Genomic DNA, 19,261 nt, shown 5'->3' with positions numbered 1-19,261 from the left:
CTTGGTGTTTGGTGAAGGGGTTTTGGTTTCATGCATCTGGTTTCCCGTCTGCGTCGCATCACGGCGATGATGACCGTCCTGATCAGCCTGCTGGCAGGCCTGGGCGTCGCATCCGCCCAGGCGGACGCTCCCATACTCACCGGGGGGGGGGGGTCGTCAGACCCCTCGCGTAGCTAAGCAAACCCCCGGCATTTCCTCCAGCAACGCACCAGACACTCCACTAACCTCACCTTCACCGATACAAGCCACCACACCATTAAGCCCAGCAACAAGTCCAGAAACCACGTCATCGACGACGGGAACACCTGACAATACAGGCTCCGTTCCGGCTAAATCAGCTGAAAAGACAGACGATCAGACTTCGCATACAGTGCGTTTCGACCCTGCCAACGGCAACAAACCCACCCAGAAGACTGTGGAAACCGGCACTCTCGCCGCTCCCCCGGAAAAGAACCCGCAGCGTGAAAGCTTCCGCTTCGACGGATGGACATACGACGGCCAGCCTTTCAACTTTCAGACCCCCATCCTCCAGGACACCACCCTGAAAGCACAGTGGACGAAGATCACAGACTGGACGCTGAGCCCTGACCACGGGCCCGTCTCCGGCGCACGGCTGACCATTAACCCGCCCAACCAGCAGGAACCCTGCTACGTCAGTGTCCAAGCCGCAGGAGACCAGGTTGTGAGCCTAACCGGCGACGGCCGCATCTACACATGGACGAAAGACAGCACACCCGTGCAGGTTCCCTTCCCTGCCCAGGCTCCCGACGGATTCCACTACCTGCAGGCCACAGCCGGCAGCCGAAAGCAGGCCGCCCTCGGATCCGACCAGCACATCTACACCTGGAACAGCCAACAATCAACGCCCGCCATCCTCGGCACCGGCCAGGATGGCGGATTCACCAGCATCAGCATCAACGACGACAGGCTCTTGGCGGTGGACCGGCAGGGACAGGTCCACGCCTTCCAGGCCAGCCAGAAAGACAGTCAGAACACGAAGCCTGACGAGCAGGAAACAACCAGCCTGCCTGGAAAGGCGCAAGCCGTCCTCGCCGTCGCCTCCGCCAGCCGAATCCTCGCCCTGGACGCTGACGGGCAGGCCTGGACCTGGGACGCAGGCAAGACCGGAAGCGCCAAACCCGAACGCGTCAAGCAGGACCCGGGCACGCGCCTCATCCAAGCACAAGCCCTCAGCAAGGGATTCCTCCTATTGGATTCAAAAAAACAGGCCCGGTACCTGGCCGACAACACAACCAGTCCCACAGCCGCCGGCTTGCCGGACGGCGTGCAAGCCAGACATATCACCGTCAACAAGGACCAGGCTATCATCACTGACGAGGACGGCCACGTCTGGGCCTGGAAGCCCGGCAAGACGCCCATCCGCGTGGACAACAGGAATCAGGCCTACGTGCAGGCCGCAGCTGCCGGCAGCGGGATCACCGCTATTGACAGGCAGGGCGGCATATGCACGTGGAACCTGGACGCACAAGGCAATCAAGGCAATCTTGCCAGACTCGACATGGTCACAGCGCCCATCCTGGAATCAGCCAGCCTGGACGGCCAGCCGCTGAAACTCAGCAAACAGAACGACACCTGGCAGACGGATGCTCCAGCCCACAAGCCCGGGCCAGTCACCATCCTCATTACCGGCACGCAGGACGGCCAGCCCTTCACCAGAAGCCTCGGCTACACAGTCGACCAGACCCTGACCAGAGACACGAAGACAGAAACCATACATACGGTAAGCTTCACAACGAACGGAGGAAGCCAGGCACCACAATCCCAACAGGTCCCCTACCCATACGGGCGAGTCCGGCGGCCCTCCCCCGACCCGACGCGCCAAGGCTACCAGTTCGACGGATGGTTCACCGGAGAGGTCGCCTACGACTTCAGCAAGCCCGTCACCGGCAACCTCACCCTGACCGCCAAGTGGACTGAAAGCAGGAACAACACATGGAGGATCAGCCCGGACAAGGGCAGCCAGCTGGGCAATGAAACCACCACCATCATCCCGCCAGCCACTAGCCGAGGAGTCAAATTCAGCCAGGTCAGCAGCGGAGGATTCATGATCGACAATAAGAGGGGGTACTCGCTGGCTGTGGGCAGCGACGGGAACGCCTACGCTTGGGGATACAACAAGTTCGGCCAGCTCGGCAACGGCACGACCACCCAGCAGAACACGCCCGTCCCGGTGCCAAAGCCCGCAGGCGCGCCCGCGGATTTCACCTACGTGCAGGCCTATGCCGGCGGCCACCATTCGCTGGCCATCGGCAGCGACGGGTACGTATACGCCTGGGGGAATAACGACCATGGGCAGCTCGGCAACAACACCAAGTCCAATTCGTCGCTACCTGTGCGCGTGCACGGGCCGAACAACTCTGGTGAAGGGCTGAAAGCCATCCAAGTCTCCGCAGGAGCCTGGAGCTCCATGGCACTGGGCGCCGACGGCACCGTATACACTTGGGGCAGCATGTCCAGAGGATACAGTACTGACTGCTCAAGCCCGCAGACCGTGCCCACAACGGTCAAGGACCCTTCGGATGCCCGCAGTGTCTTCCACGCTGTGCAGATCAGCACCAGATTGTCCTTCGACATGGCCCTCGGCCTGGACCATTACGTGTACACGTGGGGTTACAACACCAACGGCCAGCTCGGCAACAACACCAGCGACGATCCTATTTTCACCAGCATCTTCCACCCCACGCCCAGCCGCGTGTTTGCCACCGGCAAGTCCACGGCTGCTGCGGGCCCCTGGCTGAAGGCCGTACAGGTGAGTGCCGGCTGCTGGTTCGCATTGGCTATCGGCGAGGACGGGAACACCTGGGCCTGGGGAAGTAATAATCATGGCCAGCTCGGCAACGGCACCACCAGCGGAATGTTCAGCGCGAATCCTGTTCCCGTACGCGTGCAATACTCCAAGAATACGGGCGCAGTGACAGCCTTACATATTAGCGCAGGAAGCTGGTATGTGCTAGCCATCGACACGAGTGGGAACGCCTGGACATGGGGACGCAACGACTATGGCCAGCTCGGCAACAACACCGTGAACGACCAGATTCTCCCGGTGAAGGTGTTCGCCTCCTCGCAGTCCACAAACTCAGCCGGCCCTTGGCTTAACGCCATGCAAATTAGTGCAGGACATTGTTCTTCATTTGCGATCGGCATGAACGGGAACGCCTACGCCTGGGGATGGAACGCCTATGGCCAGCTCGGCAACGACAGCATCCCCACAGGTGAAAATAACAGTAAAGCTCAGAGTCTTGTTCCTGTGCCGGTGGTGCTCGACCTGCAACTGGTGATCACCGGCGTCAAATTCGACCAGATCCCCGTATCAGGTCTGACGCGCGGCGACGGCAGCAGCGTGAGCGTGCTCACGCCCGCGCACCAGCCGGGCACGGTCACGGTCAGCGTGGACTACACGCTGGGCGGCGCAGCCCAGCAGCCCGACACCTCCCTCCGATACACGTACCTGCTTGTAGTCGTGCTCCCCAAGGCAGGCGGGGAAGGCATCCTACTGGCCCTGGCCACCGGCATGACCGGCATGGGCGGGGTCCTCGCCTCACGCCGCCACCGGAGAGAACAACACCAACTGTCACATGCTTCGCACGAGTAAGAGCGGCCGGGCGGCGTATCAATCCCCCGCCCCCGGCCCTACATAGGGGGAGCAGGGAGGAAAAGTGTCAATCAAGGCTCATCCCCAAGAGAGCCGACACTTCCCTCCCGCGCCCTCACCACACTTCCGCCTGTGGGGATACAGGCAGACCTCTCTTGTTTCCGCCCAGGAAGGGAGATGAACACAGCAGGGCAGGCAACAGGACTTACCACCCGGACAAGCCTGGCCGCTGCCTGTTCTCCCCGTCCTGGCATAATTCCGTAACGTCAGCTGCCGAACTCGTTGTCTTCGGACGGCTGGCTCTGGCTTATGTGTGTTGTTCGCTGACCGGGTGGTAGGGTGAAAAGCGGGGGATGTCGAGAAGACGGCTGGCTTACGCCATGGTTCCTGCAATTCGATGCAGGGCTGGCATTGACAGGCAGCACGGCTTTCCGGCAGGAAGAACTTTACATTGACAAGCGGCTTTGGTCCCGCTTGGTGTTTGGTGAAGGGGTTTTGGTTTCATGCATCTGGTTACCCGTCTGCGTCGCATCATGGCGATGATGACCGTCCTGATCAGCCTGCTGGCAGGCCTGGGCGTCGCATCCGCCCAGGCGGACGCTCCCATACTCACCGGGGGGGGGGGGTCGTCAGACCCCTCGCGTAGTTGAGCAAACCTCCGGCACTCTCCCCAGCAACGCAACCAGCACACCACTGCCCACACCATCACCGATACAAACATCTACTCCATTAAGCTCCACAACACCAAGCCCTGGCACCCCGTCATCGCCGACGGATGCTACCGGCAGTGCAGAATCCGCTTCAACCAAACCATCCGATAAGACGGACGATCAAGCCGCGCATGTAGTGCGCTTCGACCCCGCCGACGGCAGCAAGCCAACACAGTCAACCGTGAAAACCGGCACCCTCACCACTCCCCCGCAACACAATCCAGTGCGTGAGGGCTTCCGGTTCGACGGGTGGACACTCGACAGCCAGCCTTTCAACTTCCAGACCCCCATCCTTAGAGACACGGCACTGAAAGCACAATGGACCAAGATAACTGACTGGACGCTGAGCCCGGACCACGGGCCCGCCACCGGAGCCCAGCTGACCATCAGCCCACCCGACAGGCAGGAACCTCAATTCGCCAGCATTCACACTGCAGGAGAGCAGGTTGTCAGCCTGACCGGCGACGGGCGCATCTACACATGGACGCAAGACGGCACGCCCAAGCAGATTCCCTCCCCTGCCCAGCCTACCGACGGGTTCCATTACCTGCAGACCGCAGCCAGCACCGAACAGCTTGCTGCACTCGGATCCGACCAGCACATCTACACCTGGACCAGCCAACAATCAACGCCCGCCATCCTCGACACCGGCCAGGATGCCGGGTTCACCAGCATGAGCATGAACGATGACCTGCTCTTGGCCGTGAACCGGCAGGGACAGGTCCACGCCTTCCAAGACAGCCAGAACCCGAAGCCAGAAGAGCAGGAAACAACCAGCCTGCCCGGAAAGGCGCAAGCCGTCCTCGCCGTCGCCTCCGGCAGCCGGATCCTCATCGTGGACACGGACGGGCAAGCCTGGACCTGGGATGCGAGCAACACCGGAAACGCCAAACCCGCGCGCGTCAAGCAGGACCCGGGCATGCGCATCATCCAAGCCCAGGCCCTCAACCAAGGATTCCTGCTCCTGGACGCGGACAGGCAGGCCAATTACCTGGCCGACAGCACCAACAGTCTCACAGCCGTCAGCCTGCCGGACGGCGCGCAGACCAGCAGAATCACCGCCAACAAGGACCAGGCCATCATCACCAGCAAGAACGGCCGCCTCTGGGCGTGGAAACCCGGAAAAGCACCCAAGCGCGCAGACAGCAGGAACCAAGCCTACGTGCAGGCCGCCGCTGCCGGCAGCAGAATCGCCGCCATCAGCAGGCAGGGCAACCTATACAGGTGGTTCTTGGACGGGCAGGGCCAGCCCGGCAGGCCAGCCAGACTCGACACCTTCGCCGCGCCCATCCTGGAATCAGCCAGCCTGGACGGCCAAGCATTGACGCTCGGCAAGAACAACGATTCATGGCAGGCGGAGATGCCCGCCCGCAAGCCGGGAAAAGCTGCCATCCTCATCACCGGCAGGCAGGACGGCCAGCCCTTCACCAGGAACCTCAACTACACGGTCGACCAGACGCTGACCAGAGGCGCCGAACCAAGATCCACGCTTACAGTCAGATTCAACACGGGCGGAGGAAAACCCGAACCTGCAGACCAGGCTGTCTCAACCCCGAACGGCAGGGTGAAGCGCCCCTCCCCCGACCCCGCGAGAGAAGGCTACCTGTTCGATGGATGGTTCACCGAGCAGGTCGCCTACGATTTCAGCAAGCCCGTCACCAAGGACCTGACCCTGACCGCCCACTGGTCGCCGGACAGCGGGAACAGCACGTGGAGCATCAACCCCGACAAGGGCAGCCAGCTGGGCAGGGAATCCGCCACCATCACCCCGCCGAACACCAGCCGAGGCATCAGATTCAGCCAAGTCAGCGCCGGAGAGGATTTTTCGCTGGCCCTGGGCAGCGACGGCAACGCCTACGCATGGGGAAACAACAGCAATGGCCGGCTCGGCAACGGGACAACCGCCCAACAGATTACGCCGGTCAAAGTGGAGAAGCCTGCAGGCGCGCCTACGGACTTCACCTACGTGCAGGTCAGCGCCGGATACTCTCATTCGCTGGCCCTGGGCAGCGACGGCAACGCCTACGCATGGGGAGCCAACGGCTATGGCCAGCTCGGCAACGGGACGACCAGCTACAGCCAGTCTGCGCCGGTCAGGGTGAAGACGCCCGGGGATTTGACCTACATACAGATCAGCGCCGGAGGCTACTATTCGCTGGCCCTGGGCAGCGACGGATACGCCTACGCCTGGGGAATCAACGAGTATGGTCAGCTCGGCAACAACACCAGCAACAGGACCAGTGACGCGAATCCTGTTCCTGCGCGCGTGCGCGACCCCGCCAACCCCACAGACACAAGCAAAGGACTGAAAGCCACACAGGTCGGTGGAGGATTCTATCATTCGTTGGCCCTGGGCAGCGACGGAAACGCCTACGCCTGGGGAAGCAATTTGCGTGGCGAGCTCGGCAACAACACCACAAAGGAATCGTCAGTTCCTGTGCGCGTGCGTGACCCCGCCAACCCCACTGATAAGAGCAAAGGACTGCAAGCCACGCAGGTCAGCGGCGGATACTATTTTTCGCTGGCCCTGGGCAGCGACGGAAACGCCTACGCCTGGGGATGGAACTACTACGGCCAGCTCGGCAACGGCACCACCAGCGGCAACCAGGCGAATCGTGTTCCTGTGCCGGTGATGCTCAACCTGCAGCTGGTGATCACCGGCGTCAGGTTCGACCAGACCCCCGCATCAGGGCTGACGCGCGGCGATAGCAATAGTGTCACCGTGACCACGCCCGCGCACCAGCCGGGCATGGTCACGGTCAGCGTGGACTACACGCTGGGCGGCGCATCCCAAACGCCCGACACATCCTTGAGGTACACGTACCTGCCAGCAGGCGTGCTCCCCAAGGCAGGCGGGGAAGGCATCCTGCTGGCCCTGGCCACCGGCGTGACCGGCATGGGCGGGGTCCTGGCATCCCGTCGCCACCGGAGGGAAACACGCCAACTGGTTCATGCTTCGCACGAGTAAGAGCGGCCGGGCGGCGTATCAATCCCCCCGCCCCCGGCCCATCAAGGGGGAGCAGGGAGGAAGCGTGCCACTTTAAGGCTCAACCCCAAGAGAGCCCGACACTTTCCTCCCGCACCCCCACCACACTCCGTCCACCCTTCCAAAGGCTGGACGGCACATCGGGAGAGGGGGCAACCGCCACGGCGGGATACGGGCATGCAACCACCCCGCCATGGCGGCCATCCCCGCCCGATTCCAACCAGAGCAAACACCTGTTATAGGGCCAAACCGGCCATGTAGAATTAAACAAGACGACCATCCCGCCACAGGTGGGAAGACAAGGAGGAGCAGATGGCTTTCAACGGGAATCCGCGGCCGCAGGCCCCATACGGTCAGTACACACAGCAGCCGATGCCGACCATGCAGGGTGGTGAGCCCTACGGCATGGGTTCGCCCATCGACACCAACGCAGCATACAGCTTTGAAAAGGCGGAACGGGTCTCCATGTCCCGCGCCTATGCGGAGATGGCCGTCGGCCTGCTGGTCACCGCCCTGACGGCCTACCTGACCGCCCGCACCGGACTGCTCCTGGCCTTCATGCAGGCCACGGGCACCCTGGGCTGGATCGGCATGGCCGTGGTCCAGGTGGCCTTCGCCATGATTCTGAGCTTCCGGGTCATGCGCATGCGCACCTCCACCGCCCGGGTCATGTTCTACCTCTATGCGGCCCTGATGGGCTTCACCCTGAGCACCATCTTCATGACCTACTCCCTGCCCTCCATCATGCTGACCCTGGTGATCACCGCAGGCTTCTTCTTCGTCCTCAGCATGCTGGCGCTGACCACACGGCGCAACATGCTGGGCATGGGATCCATCTTCATGGCCGGCCTGCTCATGCTTATTCTGGTCGAGGTGGTCATGCTCTTCGTGGCCCCCTCCAACACGGCCCTGCGCGTGGTCTCGGCCATCGGCATCATCCTCTTCGCCGGGCTGACCATGTATGACGCCCAGCAGACCAGGGCCATCTTCGCCACCTACCGCAGCCAGGGGCCGGAGGCCATCAAGCGGGTCTCCATCCTCTGCGCCCTCAACCTCTACCTGGACTTCGTCAACCTCTTCCTCTACATCCTGAATCTGGTCGGCGACCGCAACTGATAAAAGAAAATCCCCGCCCCTAACGTTGGGGGCGGGGATTTTTTGTATCTTCAGGCCTCCTGATCGGCCCTGGACAGCAGCCCACGCAGCACGTACTGCAGGATGCCGCCGTTGCGGTAGTACTCGGCCTCGCCAGGGGTGTCGATGCGCACCTTGGCCGCGAACTCAACTGTGCTGCCGTCGGGCCGCTGGGCCCGCACCTGGACCTGCTCAGGCAGGGAGCTGTTCAAGGCGTCGACGCCGATCAGGTCATAGGTCTCCTGGCCGTCCAGCCCCAGGCTCTGGGCCGACTGACCCGCTGGGAACTCCAGCGGCAGCACGCCCATGCCGATCAGGTTGCTGCGGTGGATGCGCTCGAAGGACCTGGCGATAACGGCCCGCACGCCCAGCATCCTTGTGCCCTTGGCCGCCCAGTCCCTGGAGGAGCCCGTCCCGTACTCGCTGCCGGCCAGCACCACCAGGGGCGTGCCCTGCCTGGCGTAGTCCTGCGCCGCCTCGAAGATGGTCGTCTCCTGGCCGTTCAGGAAGTCGTAGGTGAACCCTCCCGGCCGCACATCCAGCCCCGCCGAGGCCAGCAGCTGGTTGCGCAGGCGGATGTTGCCGAAAGTTCCCCGGACCATGACCTCATGGTTGCCGCGCCGGGAGCCGTAGGAGTTGAAGTCCCTGGGGGCTATGCCGTGCTCCTGCAGGTAGCGGCCGGCCGGTGCGTCGGCCTTGATGGCCCCTGCGGGCGAGATGTGGTCGGTGGTGACCGAATCCCCCAGCAATGCCAGCACCCGGGCCCCGTGGATGTCCTCCAGGGGGTCGGGCTGGGCCTTCATGCCATCGAAGAAGGTCTGGCGGCGGATATAGGTGGAATCCTGGTCCCAGTGGAAGAGCTCGCCCTCCGGCACCTCCAGCTTCCGCCAGCGCTCATCCCCGCCGAAGACGTCCGCATAGTCGCGCAGGTACATGTCACGGTCCAGGGCGGTGCCCACCACGGACTCGATGGCCTCCTGGGAGGGCCAGATGTCCGCCAGCATGACCGGCTGGCCCTGGCTGTCCTGGCCCAGGGGGTCGCGCCAGGGGTCGAAGTCCATGCTGCCGGCCAGGGCGTAGGCCACCACCAGGGGCGGCGAGGCCAGGTAGTTCATCTTCACATCCGGGCTGATGCGCCCTTCGAAGTTCCTGTTGCCCGAGAGCACGGCCGTCACCGTCAGGTCGTGGTCGGCGATGGCCTGGTGGATGGCCGGGTCCAGTGGGCCGGAGTTGCCGATGCAGGTGGTGCAGCCGTAGCCGACCAGCTCGAAGCCCAGGGCGTCCAGGTCCTTGCTCAGGCCGGTCCGGTTCAGATAGTCCGTCACCACCTGGGAGCCGGGAGCCAGCGAGGTCTTGACCCAGGGCTTGGGCTTGAGGCCCCGGGCCCGGGCCTGGCGGGCCAGCAGACCGGCGGCCACCATGACCGAGGGGTTGGAGGTGTTGGTACAGGAGGTGATGGCCGCGATGACCACATCCCCGTCCCGCAGGCTGAACTCGCTGCCGTCGGCCTTCCTGACCGGCACAGCCTGGCCGTCGCTGTCCCTGTCCTGGTCGCTGTAATCCTTCAGGTCCCGATGGAAGGTCTGCTGGGCCTGGTCGAGCAGGATGCGGTCCTGGGGCCGGCGGGGGCCGGCGATGGACGGCCGCACCGTGGACAGGTCCAGCTCCAGCACCTGGGAATACTCGGGCTCGGGGCAGTCGGCATCCTCCGGATCCATCCACAGGCCGTTGGCCTTGGCATAGGCCTCCACCAGGCGCACATGCTCGTCGCTGCGGCCGGTCAGACGCAGGTAGTCCAGGGTGATTCGGTCGATGGGGAAGATGGCGCAGGTGGAGCCGAACTCGGGGCTCATGTTGCCCAGGGTGGCCCGGTTGGCCAGGGGGACCTGGGCCAGGCCCTTGCCGTGGAACTCCACGAATCTGCCGACCACGCCCACCTCGCGCAGCATCTGGGTCACGGTCAGCACCACGTCGGTGGCGGTGACCCCCTCGGGGATGGATCCGGTCAGCTTGAAGCCCAGGACCTGGGGCACCAGCATGGAGATGGGCTGGCCCAGCATGGCCGCCTCGGCCTCGATGCCGCCCACGCCCCAGCCCAGCACGCCCAGGCCGTTGACCATGGTGGTGTGCGAGTCGGTGCCCACGCAGGAGTCCGGGTAGACCAGGGCCGGCCCCTCCCCCTTGGTCCTGTCCCTGCGCATGACCACCTGGGCCAGGTACTCCAGGTTGACCTGGTGGATGATGCCGGTGCCCGGGGGCACCACGCGGAAGTTCTGGAAGGCCTGCTGGCTCCAGCGCAGGAAGCGGTAGCGCTCACTGTTGCGCCGGTATTCCATGTCCATGTTGTGTTCCAGGGCGCCGGGCACGCCCGAGCTGTCCACCTGGACGGAGTGGTCGATGACCATCTGCGCGGGGATGAGCGGGTTGACCAGGGAGGGGTCGTCGCCCAGGGACTTGACGGCATCGCGCATGGTGGCCAGGTCGACCATGCAGGGCACGCCGGTGAAGTCCTGCATGAGCACCCGGGCGGGACTGTACTGGATCTCCCTGTCGGGCTGGGCCCTGGGGTCCCAGTTCAGCAGCTGGTCCAGCTGGTCCCGGGTCACCGTGGTCCCGTTCTGGTGCCGCAGCAGATTCTCGGCCAGGATGCGCAGGCTGTAGGGCAGGTGGTCGATGCCCGGCAGGTCGCTGATCCGGTAGTATTCGAACTCCTCGGAGCCCACCTTGAGCTTGGAACGACCGGCATCTTGTGCGGATTCTGACATGCACCACCCCTTCCTTGGACGCTCAGGCACTGCCCTGGCGCCCATGTGGACCGGCGGCGGGAGGACCCCAGGCCGTCAGTGACGCTTATCTGTGCTTGTGAGGTTCATTCTTAGCGCCTATGTGTTACCTGGCCTATGTAACGTGCGCATGCCGGATAGCCCAGGACGGCCAGGACCATGAGCAGGGCACCCGCCAGGGCGAAGGCCACGGTGGCGGCCAGAGCCGGACCAGTGGGCAGGCTGATGGCGAAGAACCGTGCCACCATGGGGATGAGGGCCCCGATCACCCCGGCTGCGGCGAAGCAGAGGACCAGCAGGCCCCTCCAGGAGCGCAGGGGCCGGGCCACCTGGGTCAGGACCAGCACGCCCATGCAGAAGAGGACGATGGCGCAGACCGACCTCCAGCGCCCCAGGTCCGCCGGCCGGGCCAGGTCCAGTCCCAGCAGGCCGGGCAGGCTCCAGGCCGCCGCCAGCACAATCAAAGCCGTGGCGATGCCCGAGGGCAGGGCGAAGGCGACCACACGCTTGAGGAAGCCGGGCCGGTAGCGCCTGGTGTTGGGGGCCAGCGCCAGGAAGAAGGCCGGCGTGCCGATGGTCAGGGCGCCGATGTAGGTGATGTGCCGGGGCAGGTAGGGGAAGGGGATGCCGGTCAGGACCACGCCCAGGGAGATCAGGGCCGAGTAGACGGTCTTGACCAGGAAGAGGCCGGCCACACGCTCCATGTTGGCCATGACCTGCCGGCCACGGGCCACCACGTCGGGCAGGTGGGAGAAGCGCGAATCCACCAGGACCAGCTGGGCCACGGCCTTGGTGGCGGCCGCCGCATTGCCCATGGCGATGCCCAGGTCAGCCTCCTTCAGGGCCAGGGAGTCGTTGACCCCGTCGCCGGTCATGGCCACCGTGTGACCCTTCAGGTGCAGGGCCTGGACGATGGCCTTCTTCTGGTCGGGCAGGACCCGGCCCAGCACGTCCACGTCCTCCAGGACATCGGCCAGGGCTGCGGTGTCCTCGGGCAGCTGCCGGGCATCCATGGCCCGGGGCGCCCGGTCGCCGGTCAGGCCCACCTTGGTGGCGATGGCCGCCACCGTGGCCGGGTTGTCGCCCGAGATGACCCGGCAGCGTACGCCCTGCTGGCGGAACCAGGCCAGGGTCTCGGCGGCGTCGTCGCGGATGTGCTCCGAGCAGGTGATCAGGGCCAGGGGCTTCAGGTTCCCGGGCAGGTCGGGGCTGCTGGTGAAGTAGTCAGGCTGGTCGGTGCTCGGGTACCCATCGGGGGCGGCCAGCATCAGCACCCGGTAGCCGCGGTCGGCCAGGTCGGCCACCTGCTGGTCCACCTGGGGCCAGCTGCCCGCCTGAGATGCCAGGAGCACCTCCGGGGCGCCGAAGTACCAGATTCTTCCGGACTGGTCGGCCACGGCGCTCCACTTGCGGGCCGAAGAAAAAGGCAGGCGGCTGACGGCCCTGCCCGGGCGCAGGTCCTCCATCCCCTTGAGGATGGCCCGTCCGGTGGCGTTGGGGCTCTCCTCCGCGCAGACGTCCACCAGGGCCTGCCGCAGCTGCTGGGCCGGCAGATCCTCGGCCAGCGGGTGCAGGTCGTCATAGACGATGCCCCCGTCGGTGATGGTGCCGGTCTTGTCCAGGTTCAGGGCATCCACCCGGGCCAGGGTCTCCACGGACTCCATCTGCTGGACCAGGGTCTGATGCCGGGCCAGGCGGATGGCGGCCAGGGCGAAGTTCAGGGAGGTCAAGAGGACCAGACCCTCGGGGATCATGCCCACCACCCCGGCCACGGCGGACACCACGGCCTGCCGCCAGGCTCCGGTGGCCAGGGCAGTCTGGAAGCCGCCAACGGTCCGCATCTGGGTGAAGATGAGCAGCAGGCAGAGGGGAATGACCACCACGGTCATGACCTTGAGGATGGTGTTGATGCCCTCGTTCAGGTCGGAGCGGACCTTCTTGTAGACCTTGGCCTTGGCCGTCAGCGTGGCGGCGTAGGAATCGGCGCCCACGGCGGTCACCTGGGCCAGGGCCATGCCCGAGACAGCCGTGGAGCCCGAGTAGACCTGGTCCCCCGGCTTGTGCTTGACCGTGCGCGATTCGCCGGTCAGCATGGACTCGTCCAGCTCCAGGCCGTAGGTGTCGATGATCTGCGCGTCGGCGGGCACCTGGTCCCCGGAGCGGATCCAGAGCAGGTCCCCCTTGACGATGGCATCGTGGGGCACGGTCAGATTGCGGCCATCCCTGCGCACCGTATAGTCGGAGGCCACCAGGATGGACAGCCCGTCCAGGGTGTGCTTGGCTTTGAGCTCGGTGGCCACGCCGATGCCGGTGTTGATGATGATGATCAGGCCGAAGACCGCGTCCTTCCACTGGCCGGTCAGCAGGACCACCACCATGGCGGTCAGGATGATGCCGTTGAAGAGGGTGAAGACGTTGTCGCGAATGATCTGGCCCAGGCTGCGGGAGGTTTGGTCCTGGGAGACGTTGACCAGGCCCTGGTCCTTCAGCCGCTCCACCTCCTGGGAGCTCAGCCCCGGCCGGTCGGTCTCCGGAAAGCCTGTGTCCGCCGTTGTGCTCATCCTTGGCCCCCCTCTCAGTCGGCGCTCAGGCGCACGGCCATGATCCTGGCATGCGGTCCGTCGTCCACAATGGTCTGCAAGGCGTCGGCCAGCAGGGGCGCATGCGGATGCCCGGCAGGATCCACCGGGTGGACCGTAGCCGCATAGTAGAGCCTACCCGGGTCAGGGGTCCAAGCCTTGGCGCTTTGAGCGAACTCTACCACAGGGATGCCCGCCTTCCGGGCTGCCTTCAGGGCGGGGGTCCAGTCGCCGGCGCCGGGCCGACGGATCAGAATCAGGCTGACACCCCGGTTGATGGCATCCTGCACCCCATCCTGCTGATCGCCGGTGGACTGCGCCGAGGAGAAATAGCCCTTCATACGTTCGGCCTTCAAGGATGCCAGGATGCGGCTGTCCAGACCGGCATCCGGGTCTTTTTCGCCCTTCTGCGGGCAGCCAATCAAAGCCACGAGCGTGTCGGAGCGATCCACGCCGTCGTGGGGCACGGTGCCCTCGTGCCAGGAGTCGCCCACGGCCCTGTCCTTGGGGGCGCATCCGGTCAGCGTGGGCAGGCCTGCCAGCAGGGCGACCGCCAGCAGTAGACCCGCCAGCCGCCTGACCACTGCCAAGACCCGCCCGGTGCGGCTCATGTCAGCGCTGCCTTCCCGCCGTGCGGGTGAAGACCGCCACGGTCTCCACGTGGTGGGTCATCGGGTAGATGTCAAAGGCCTCAAGGTGCTTGGGGCTGTAGCCCAGGGAGATCAGGGTGGCCGTATCCCTGGCCAGGCTGGTCGGATCGCAGGCCACATAGATGATGGTCCCTGCCCCGCTGGCGGCCAGCAGTCGGCAGACTTGGGCCTTGGCGCCGGCCCTGGGCGGATCCAGCAGGATCAGGTCAGGATGGCCCAGCCCCTTGGGCGCACCGCCAGCCAGGACCTTGGCCACGTCCCCTCGACGCAGGACCACCCGGTCCAGTCCGGCCTGCTTCACGTTGTGTTTCGCGCTGGCAATGGCTCCGGCGGATCCCTCCACGGCCAGGAGCCGGGCCCGTCCGTCGGCCAGAGCAGCCAGGGGCAGGGTGAAGAGCCCTGATCCGCTGTAGAGGTCCCAGATGACCGGTTCGGCTACCCCGTCCAGGGCCTGCCTGGCCTGGTCCAGAACCGCCTTGGTCAGCACGACCGGTGCCTGGCGGTGGACCTGCCAGAATCCGTCGGCCCGAACCTGGTACTCAGGTCCTGCTCCGGCCTCCAGCCGCTCCGTCAACAGGCGGCTCCCCCGGCTCAGGCGTCCATCCACCAGCAGGGCGTAGTTGTCGCCTACCGGTCCCCCGTCGCGCGGCTGGGGCACAGCCAGGCGTATGCGGGCTCCCGCGGGCAGGCCGCCCTCCCAGATGCCCAGGTCGTCGGCCAGGTCCAGCAGCTCCTGGGTGGCCAGGGGCATGGTCTGGATCGGCAGGCGGTCATGCGATCCCCGACGGCGCATGGAGGGGCGCCCCTGATCATCGGCCACCAGCTCGATTCGGGTTCTCCAGTGCAGGCCGCCCAGCTCCTCATCGCCAGGAACCCGGGCCACCGGCACCTGGACATCCACCCCGCCCAGGCGGGCCATCTGCTGGCCAATCAGATCAGCCTTCCAGGCCAGCTGGCCGGGCAGGCTCACGTGAATCAGATCGGCGCCGCCCAGGCCTCCTCCCCAGGCCAAGGGTCCAGCCAGAGGCCAGGCGGGTTGGCGGCGGTCAGGACTGGCCTCGAGCACCCGGGTGACCTCGCCCGTGGCGAATCTGCCGGCCCGGCCGTGAGGCTCGTCCAAGAGGACCTCCGCCAGTTCCCCGGGCAGGGCGAAACGGACGAAGACCACCCGCCCGTCCTCCAGGTGGCTGACACAGCGGCCTTGGTCGGCGTAGCGTTCGATGCGCAGACGAACCCTGGTTTCAGTCATGATCGGCGTGAACCTCCTGGTCGGTCTGAGCCTGGTCGGCTTGGCGACGATGGTAGGGGCCCCCGATCAGCAGCCAGCTGATCCAGATGCCCAGGGCAAACAGGGGCAGGCCCAAAATCAGGCGTGCGGCGCCCAGCAACCCTACGGAACCGGCCAGGTAGAGCGGCACCTGAACCAGCAGGCGCAGCGCGAAGACGGCGATCCAGACCAGGGTGGCCTGAGTATAGGCCCGTACCAGTTCTGGCTCGCCCCGCCAGGAGGCCAGCCACTGCCTCCAGCCTGAGACGACGGGCCGGCGCAGGTACTCCACCAGCAGGCCGATGCCGGGCATCCGTGCCAGCAGCGAGGCGGCGAGCACGATGATCCAGAATCCGTTGGTCAAAAATCCTGGCAGATAATAGTTGCGGGCATCCCGGGTCAGCCATGCGGCCACCAGGCAGATGCCCACCGAAAGCAGACCGGTCAGTGCCCCCAGGAAGGACTGCCGCTGGATCAGACGAATCAGGAGCTGCACCAGGGCCAGGGCCGCCGAAACCGCCACGGTCAGCCCCAGACGGCCGGTCACCAAGAAGACAATCAGAAATACCAGCCCCGGCAGCAGGGACTCGACGATCCCCCGCCATCCGCCGATGGCCTCCATGACGGAGAAATCGTCGTCGGCCAGCGCCGCCAGCCCGGAATGCTTCTGCTTCACAGCCTTAGCGGACCTCCGAGAACATGGGTCCGCGCGACAGTGTGGTCTTCACCTCGGTCTGCTGGTCCGAGTCGAAGGGGCCCTCGGGCCTGCCGGGGATCTGCGCACTCTCATCGTCCTTGGACTCCGAGTCTTCGGCTTCTCCGCGACGCTGGTTGGGGGTGATGGGCGCATGCATGGGCACCAGGTCGCGGGGGGCCAGAGGCTCATCGCCACGGACCACCACCAGGTCGGCCAGGTAGCCGTCGAGCACATCCTTCTCCTTGCCGCCCTTGGCTGCCGGGCCTGAGAAGATGCCTCGCAGCATCCAGCGAGGTCCGTCGACGCCCACCACCCGGGTCAGCAGGTTCTTGCCCTTGACCTTGACGGGCAGGGTCAGCTCCTTGCCGAAGACGCCGTCCACCTCCTTGCAGGAGGGGTTGGCCTTGAGCAGGTCGGCCCGGACCTCGTCCCACAGGCCCAGGGACTTGGGGGCCGCAAAGGGCTCCAGCTCCAGACTGGAGGATCCGTAGGTGATGGTGGCTCCCAGCACTTCGCCGGTCTGCGAGTTGGCCTTGAGCCTCAGCTCGCTGCCCTTGAGGAAGGGCAGCATCAGGGCGCCGATGTCCAGGTACTCATCGGTGTCGGGGGCCTCGGAATCCAAACTGTCCCAGGGGCCCTTCCCGCTCTGCTCGGCTTCATCGCGGTCAGCCTGAGATGTTTGGTCGGATTTCTCCGCGGACTCCTCAGCGTCCTTGGACTCGTCGAGCTCCTTGGACTCCTCGACGGCCTCCTCAGCCTGCTTCTTGGCGCGTTTCCTGCCGAAACCGAACAATCCCATGATGCCTCATTTCCTTGTGAGTCTGTGCAAAGGATACCTAGTCAAGACCCAGGCGCAGCTTGCCGCCGGGGATGGCGTCCAGCAGATCCTTGGTGTACTGGCGCAGGGGGTGATCGAAGACCTCGTCGGTGGTGGCGTGCTCCACCAGTCGACCATGCTGCATGACCACCACCTCGTCGGCGATCTGCCTGACCACGGCCAGATCGTGGGTGATGAACAGGTAGCTGAGCCCCTGTTCGGCCTGCAGGTCGTTGAGCAGCCGCAGCACCTGGTCCTGGACCAGCACATCCAGGGCGGAGACGGCCTCGTCGCAGATGATCACATCCGGATTCAGGGCCATGGCCCGGGCGATGGCGATGCGCTGACGCTGTCCACCGGAGAGCTCGTTGGGGTAGCGCCCCATGACCGATTCAGGCATCTCCACCATGTCCAGCAGCTCCTTGACCCGCTTCTGCCGGGACTTGGCGTTGCCGATCTTGTGGATGCGCAGGGGCTCCTCGATGGATCGGTAGATGGAGTACATGGGGTCCAGGGAGCCGTAGGGGTTCTGGAAGACCGGCTGCACGTGCCGGCGGAACTCCATGAGCTGACGGCTGCCGAAGCCGGCGATGTCCTGGCCCTCGTAGGTCACCAAGCCCGAGGTGGGCTTGAGCAGGTGCAGGACCATGTTGGCCACGGTGGACTTGCCGGAGCCGGACTCCCCCACGATGGCCAGGGTGGTTCCCCGCTTGACCGAGAAGGAGACGTCGTCCACGGCCTTGAACATTTCCTTGCGCCGGGGCAGCCTGAACTCGCGGGTCAGGTGCTCCACGGTGATGACATGCTCGCTGCGCTCCAGGGTGCTCTCGCCCTTGACGTGGTGCTCCAGCAGGTCTTCGGCATCCTGGCCGCGCTGCTTGGCGGAGATGATGCGCTGGGAGGCCAGCGAGGGCGCGGCCTGGACCAGCCGCTTGGTGTAAGGGTGCTGAGGGTGCTGAAGGACCTCCAGGCTGGGCCCGGACTCCACCACCTGGCCCCGGTACATGACCACGATGTGCTGGGCGCGCTCGGCTGCCAGACCCAGGTCGTGGGTGATGAAGAGCACGGCGGTGCCCAGGGATTCGGTCAGGCTGCGCAGGTGGTCCAGAATCCGCTTCTGGACGGTCACATCCAGGGCGCTGGTGGGCTCGTCGGCAATCAGCAGGTCGGGCCGGGAGGCCAGGCCGATGGCGATCAGGGCGCGCTGGCGCATGCCGCCGGAGAACTCATGCGGATACTGTCGGGCCCTGGTGGCAGCCTCAGGCAGCCCGGCCTCGGACAGCAGCCCGGCGATGCGGTCGTCCATGTCCGAGCCGGTGACATGCTCCTTGGCCAGCGTCCAGGCCGCATCGTCATCTACACCGGCATCGATCAGGGACTTAGCCACGCCCCAGCGGGTCTCGGAGCCCACATCCCACTCGGCCTTCAGGGCCTCCATGGTCTTGTCCACGTCGGCGACCCCGGCATCGCTCAGGGCCTGGCGGGCGGCCTGGAGCAGGCCGGGCAGGTCCTTGGAGGAGATGAAAAGCTCGTCGTCCGACTTCTTGAGGGTCACCTCTTCGTCGCTGGCCAGGGCCTTGGCCAGCCGGGAGCGCTTCTCCCTGGAGACATCCATATGGTTGGCGGTCAGCGCCTCCTTGACCTGGGAGCCGATGCGCCAAACCGGGTTCAGATTGCTCATGGGATCCTGCGGGACCAGGCCCACCTGGGAGCCGCGCAGCGCCTCGTAGTCCTTGCGGTCCAGGCCCACCAGCTCGCGGCCATTGAGCCGGATGCTGCCGCCGGTCACCTTGCCGGTGCCGGGCAGAAGACCCAGCACAGCCATGGCCGAGGTGGACTTGCCCGAGCCGGACTCCCCCACGATGGCCACCCACTGGCCGGGGTAGACGTTGAAGGAGGCGTCGCGAACTGCGTGGACGGTGCGCCCATCGGCGGTGAAGTCCACCTGCAGGTCCCGCACGTCGAGCAGAGGCTGCTGCTCCTGATTGGTGGTCATGTTCTTGTCTGCTTCAGTCATGCTTCCTC

The 19,261-nt window shown here is 65.4% G+C and carries 8 protein-coding genes and 2 pseudogenes; 3 read left to right on the top strand and 7 right to left on the bottom strand.

Annotated elements, in window-relative coordinates; translation table 11 throughout:
- The first annotated feature begins 30 nt into the window (after positions 1–30).
- From FPK30_RS05010 to FPK30_RS05000, 3 genes and pseudogenes are all read left to right on the top strand, one after another.
- Positions 31–3,613, top strand: a pseudogene (locus tag FPK30_RS05010) (RCC1 domain-containing protein).
- Between the two features lie 503 nt (positions 3,614–4,116).
- Positions 4,117–7,291: pseudogene (locus tag FPK30_RS05005) on the top strand (RCC1 domain-containing protein).
- Positions 7,292–7,621: 330 nt separating this feature from the next.
- Positions 7,622–8,425 (top strand): Bax inhibitor-1/YccA family protein, encoded by an 804-nt coding sequence (locus FPK30_RS05000; RefSeq protein ID WP_144085540.1) that lies wholly within the window; start codon positions 7,622–7,624, stop codon positions 8,423–8,425.
- A gap of 50 nt (positions 8,426–8,475) precedes the next feature.
- On the opposite strand, the gene acnA is transcribed toward FPK30_RS05000, so the two are convergent.
- From acnA to FPK30_RS04965, 7 genes are all read right to left on the bottom strand, one after another.
- The gene (gene acnA / locus FPK30_RS04995; RefSeq protein WP_144085539.1) at positions 8,476–11,208 is read right to left on the bottom strand and encodes an aconitate hydratase AcnA; all 2,733 of its coding nucleotides are present in this window, start codon (positions 11,206–11,208) and stop codon (positions 8,476–8,478) included.
- A 110-nt stretch (positions 11,209–11,318) separates the two neighbouring features.
- Positions 11,319–13,787, bottom strand: coding sequence for an HAD-IC family P-type ATPase (locus FPK30_RS04990; protein WP_144085538.1), 2,469 nt, complete (start codon positions 13,785–13,787; stop codon positions 11,319–11,321).
- Between the two features lie 14 nt (positions 13,788–13,801).
- Positions 13,802–14,416 (bottom strand): substrate-binding domain-containing protein, encoded by a 615-nt coding sequence (locus FPK30_RS04985; protein ID WP_144085537.1) that lies wholly within the window; start codon positions 14,414–14,416, stop codon positions 13,802–13,804.
- 1 nt (position 14,417) lies between these two features.
- Complete coding sequence (locus FPK30_RS04980) at positions 14,418–15,704, bottom strand: class I SAM-dependent RNA methyltransferase (protein ID WP_144085536.1); 1,287 nt, start codon at positions 15,702–15,704, stop codon at positions 14,418–14,420.
- Positions 15,697–16,398 (bottom strand): DUF3159 domain-containing protein, encoded by a 702-nt coding sequence (locus FPK30_RS04975; RefSeq protein WP_186279385.1) that lies wholly within the window; start codon positions 16,396–16,398, stop codon positions 15,697–15,699. Before FPK30_RS04975 ends, FPK30_RS04980 begins: the two co-directional genes overlap by 8 nt.
- 4 nt (positions 16,399–16,402) lie before the next feature.
- A complete protein-coding gene (locus FPK30_RS04970; RefSeq protein ID WP_144085535.1) occupies positions 16,403–17,218 on the bottom strand; it encodes a DUF3710 domain-containing protein in 816 nt (271 codons plus the stop codon).
- 37 nt (positions 17,219–17,255) lie between these two features.
- Entirely contained in the window at positions 17,256–19,253 is a 1,998-nt protein-coding gene (locus FPK30_RS04965) for a dipeptide ABC transporter ATP-binding protein (RefSeq protein ID WP_144085534.1), read from the bottom strand.
- Between the last annotated feature and the right edge of the window lie 8 nt (positions 19,254–19,261).

Origin of the sequence: Bifidobacterium apousia (assembly GCF_007559275.1) — a bacterium.
Taxonomy (GTDB): Bacteria; Actinomycetota; Actinomycetes; order Actinomycetales; family Bifidobacteriaceae; genus Bombiscardovia; species Bombiscardovia apousia.
This window is presented reverse-complemented; position numbering and strand designations above follow the sequence as displayed.

What these genes read in the sequence shown, in the direction of transcription:
- FPK30_RS05000 (WP_144085540.1), top strand. Translation starts at nt 7,622, where the DNA reads ATGGCTTTCAACGGGAATCCGCGGCCGCAGGCCCCATACGGTCAGTAC.
- acnA (WP_144085539.1), bottom strand. Translation starts at nt 11,208, where the DNA reads ATGTCAGAATCCGCACAAGATGCCGGTCGTTCCAAGCTCAAGGTGGGC.
- FPK30_RS04990 (WP_144085538.1), bottom strand. Translation starts at nt 13,787, where the DNA reads ATGAGCACAACGGCGGACACAGGCTTTCCGGAGACCGACCGGCCGGGG.
- FPK30_RS04985 (WP_144085537.1), bottom strand. Translation starts at nt 14,416, where the DNA reads ATGAGCCGCACCGGGCGGGTCTTGGCAGTGGTCAGGCGGCTGGCGGGT.
- FPK30_RS04980 (WP_144085536.1), bottom strand. Translation starts at nt 15,704, where the DNA reads ATGACTGAAACCAGGGTTCGTCTGCGCATCGAACGCTACGCCGACCAA.
- FPK30_RS04970 (WP_144085535.1), bottom strand. Translation starts at nt 17,218, where the DNA reads ATGGGATTGTTCGGTTTCGGCAGGAAACGCGCCAAGAAGCAGGCTGAG.
- FPK30_RS04965 (WP_144085534.1), bottom strand. Translation starts at nt 19,253, where the DNA reads ATGACTGAAGCAGACAAGAACATGACCACCAATCAGGAGCAGCAGCCT.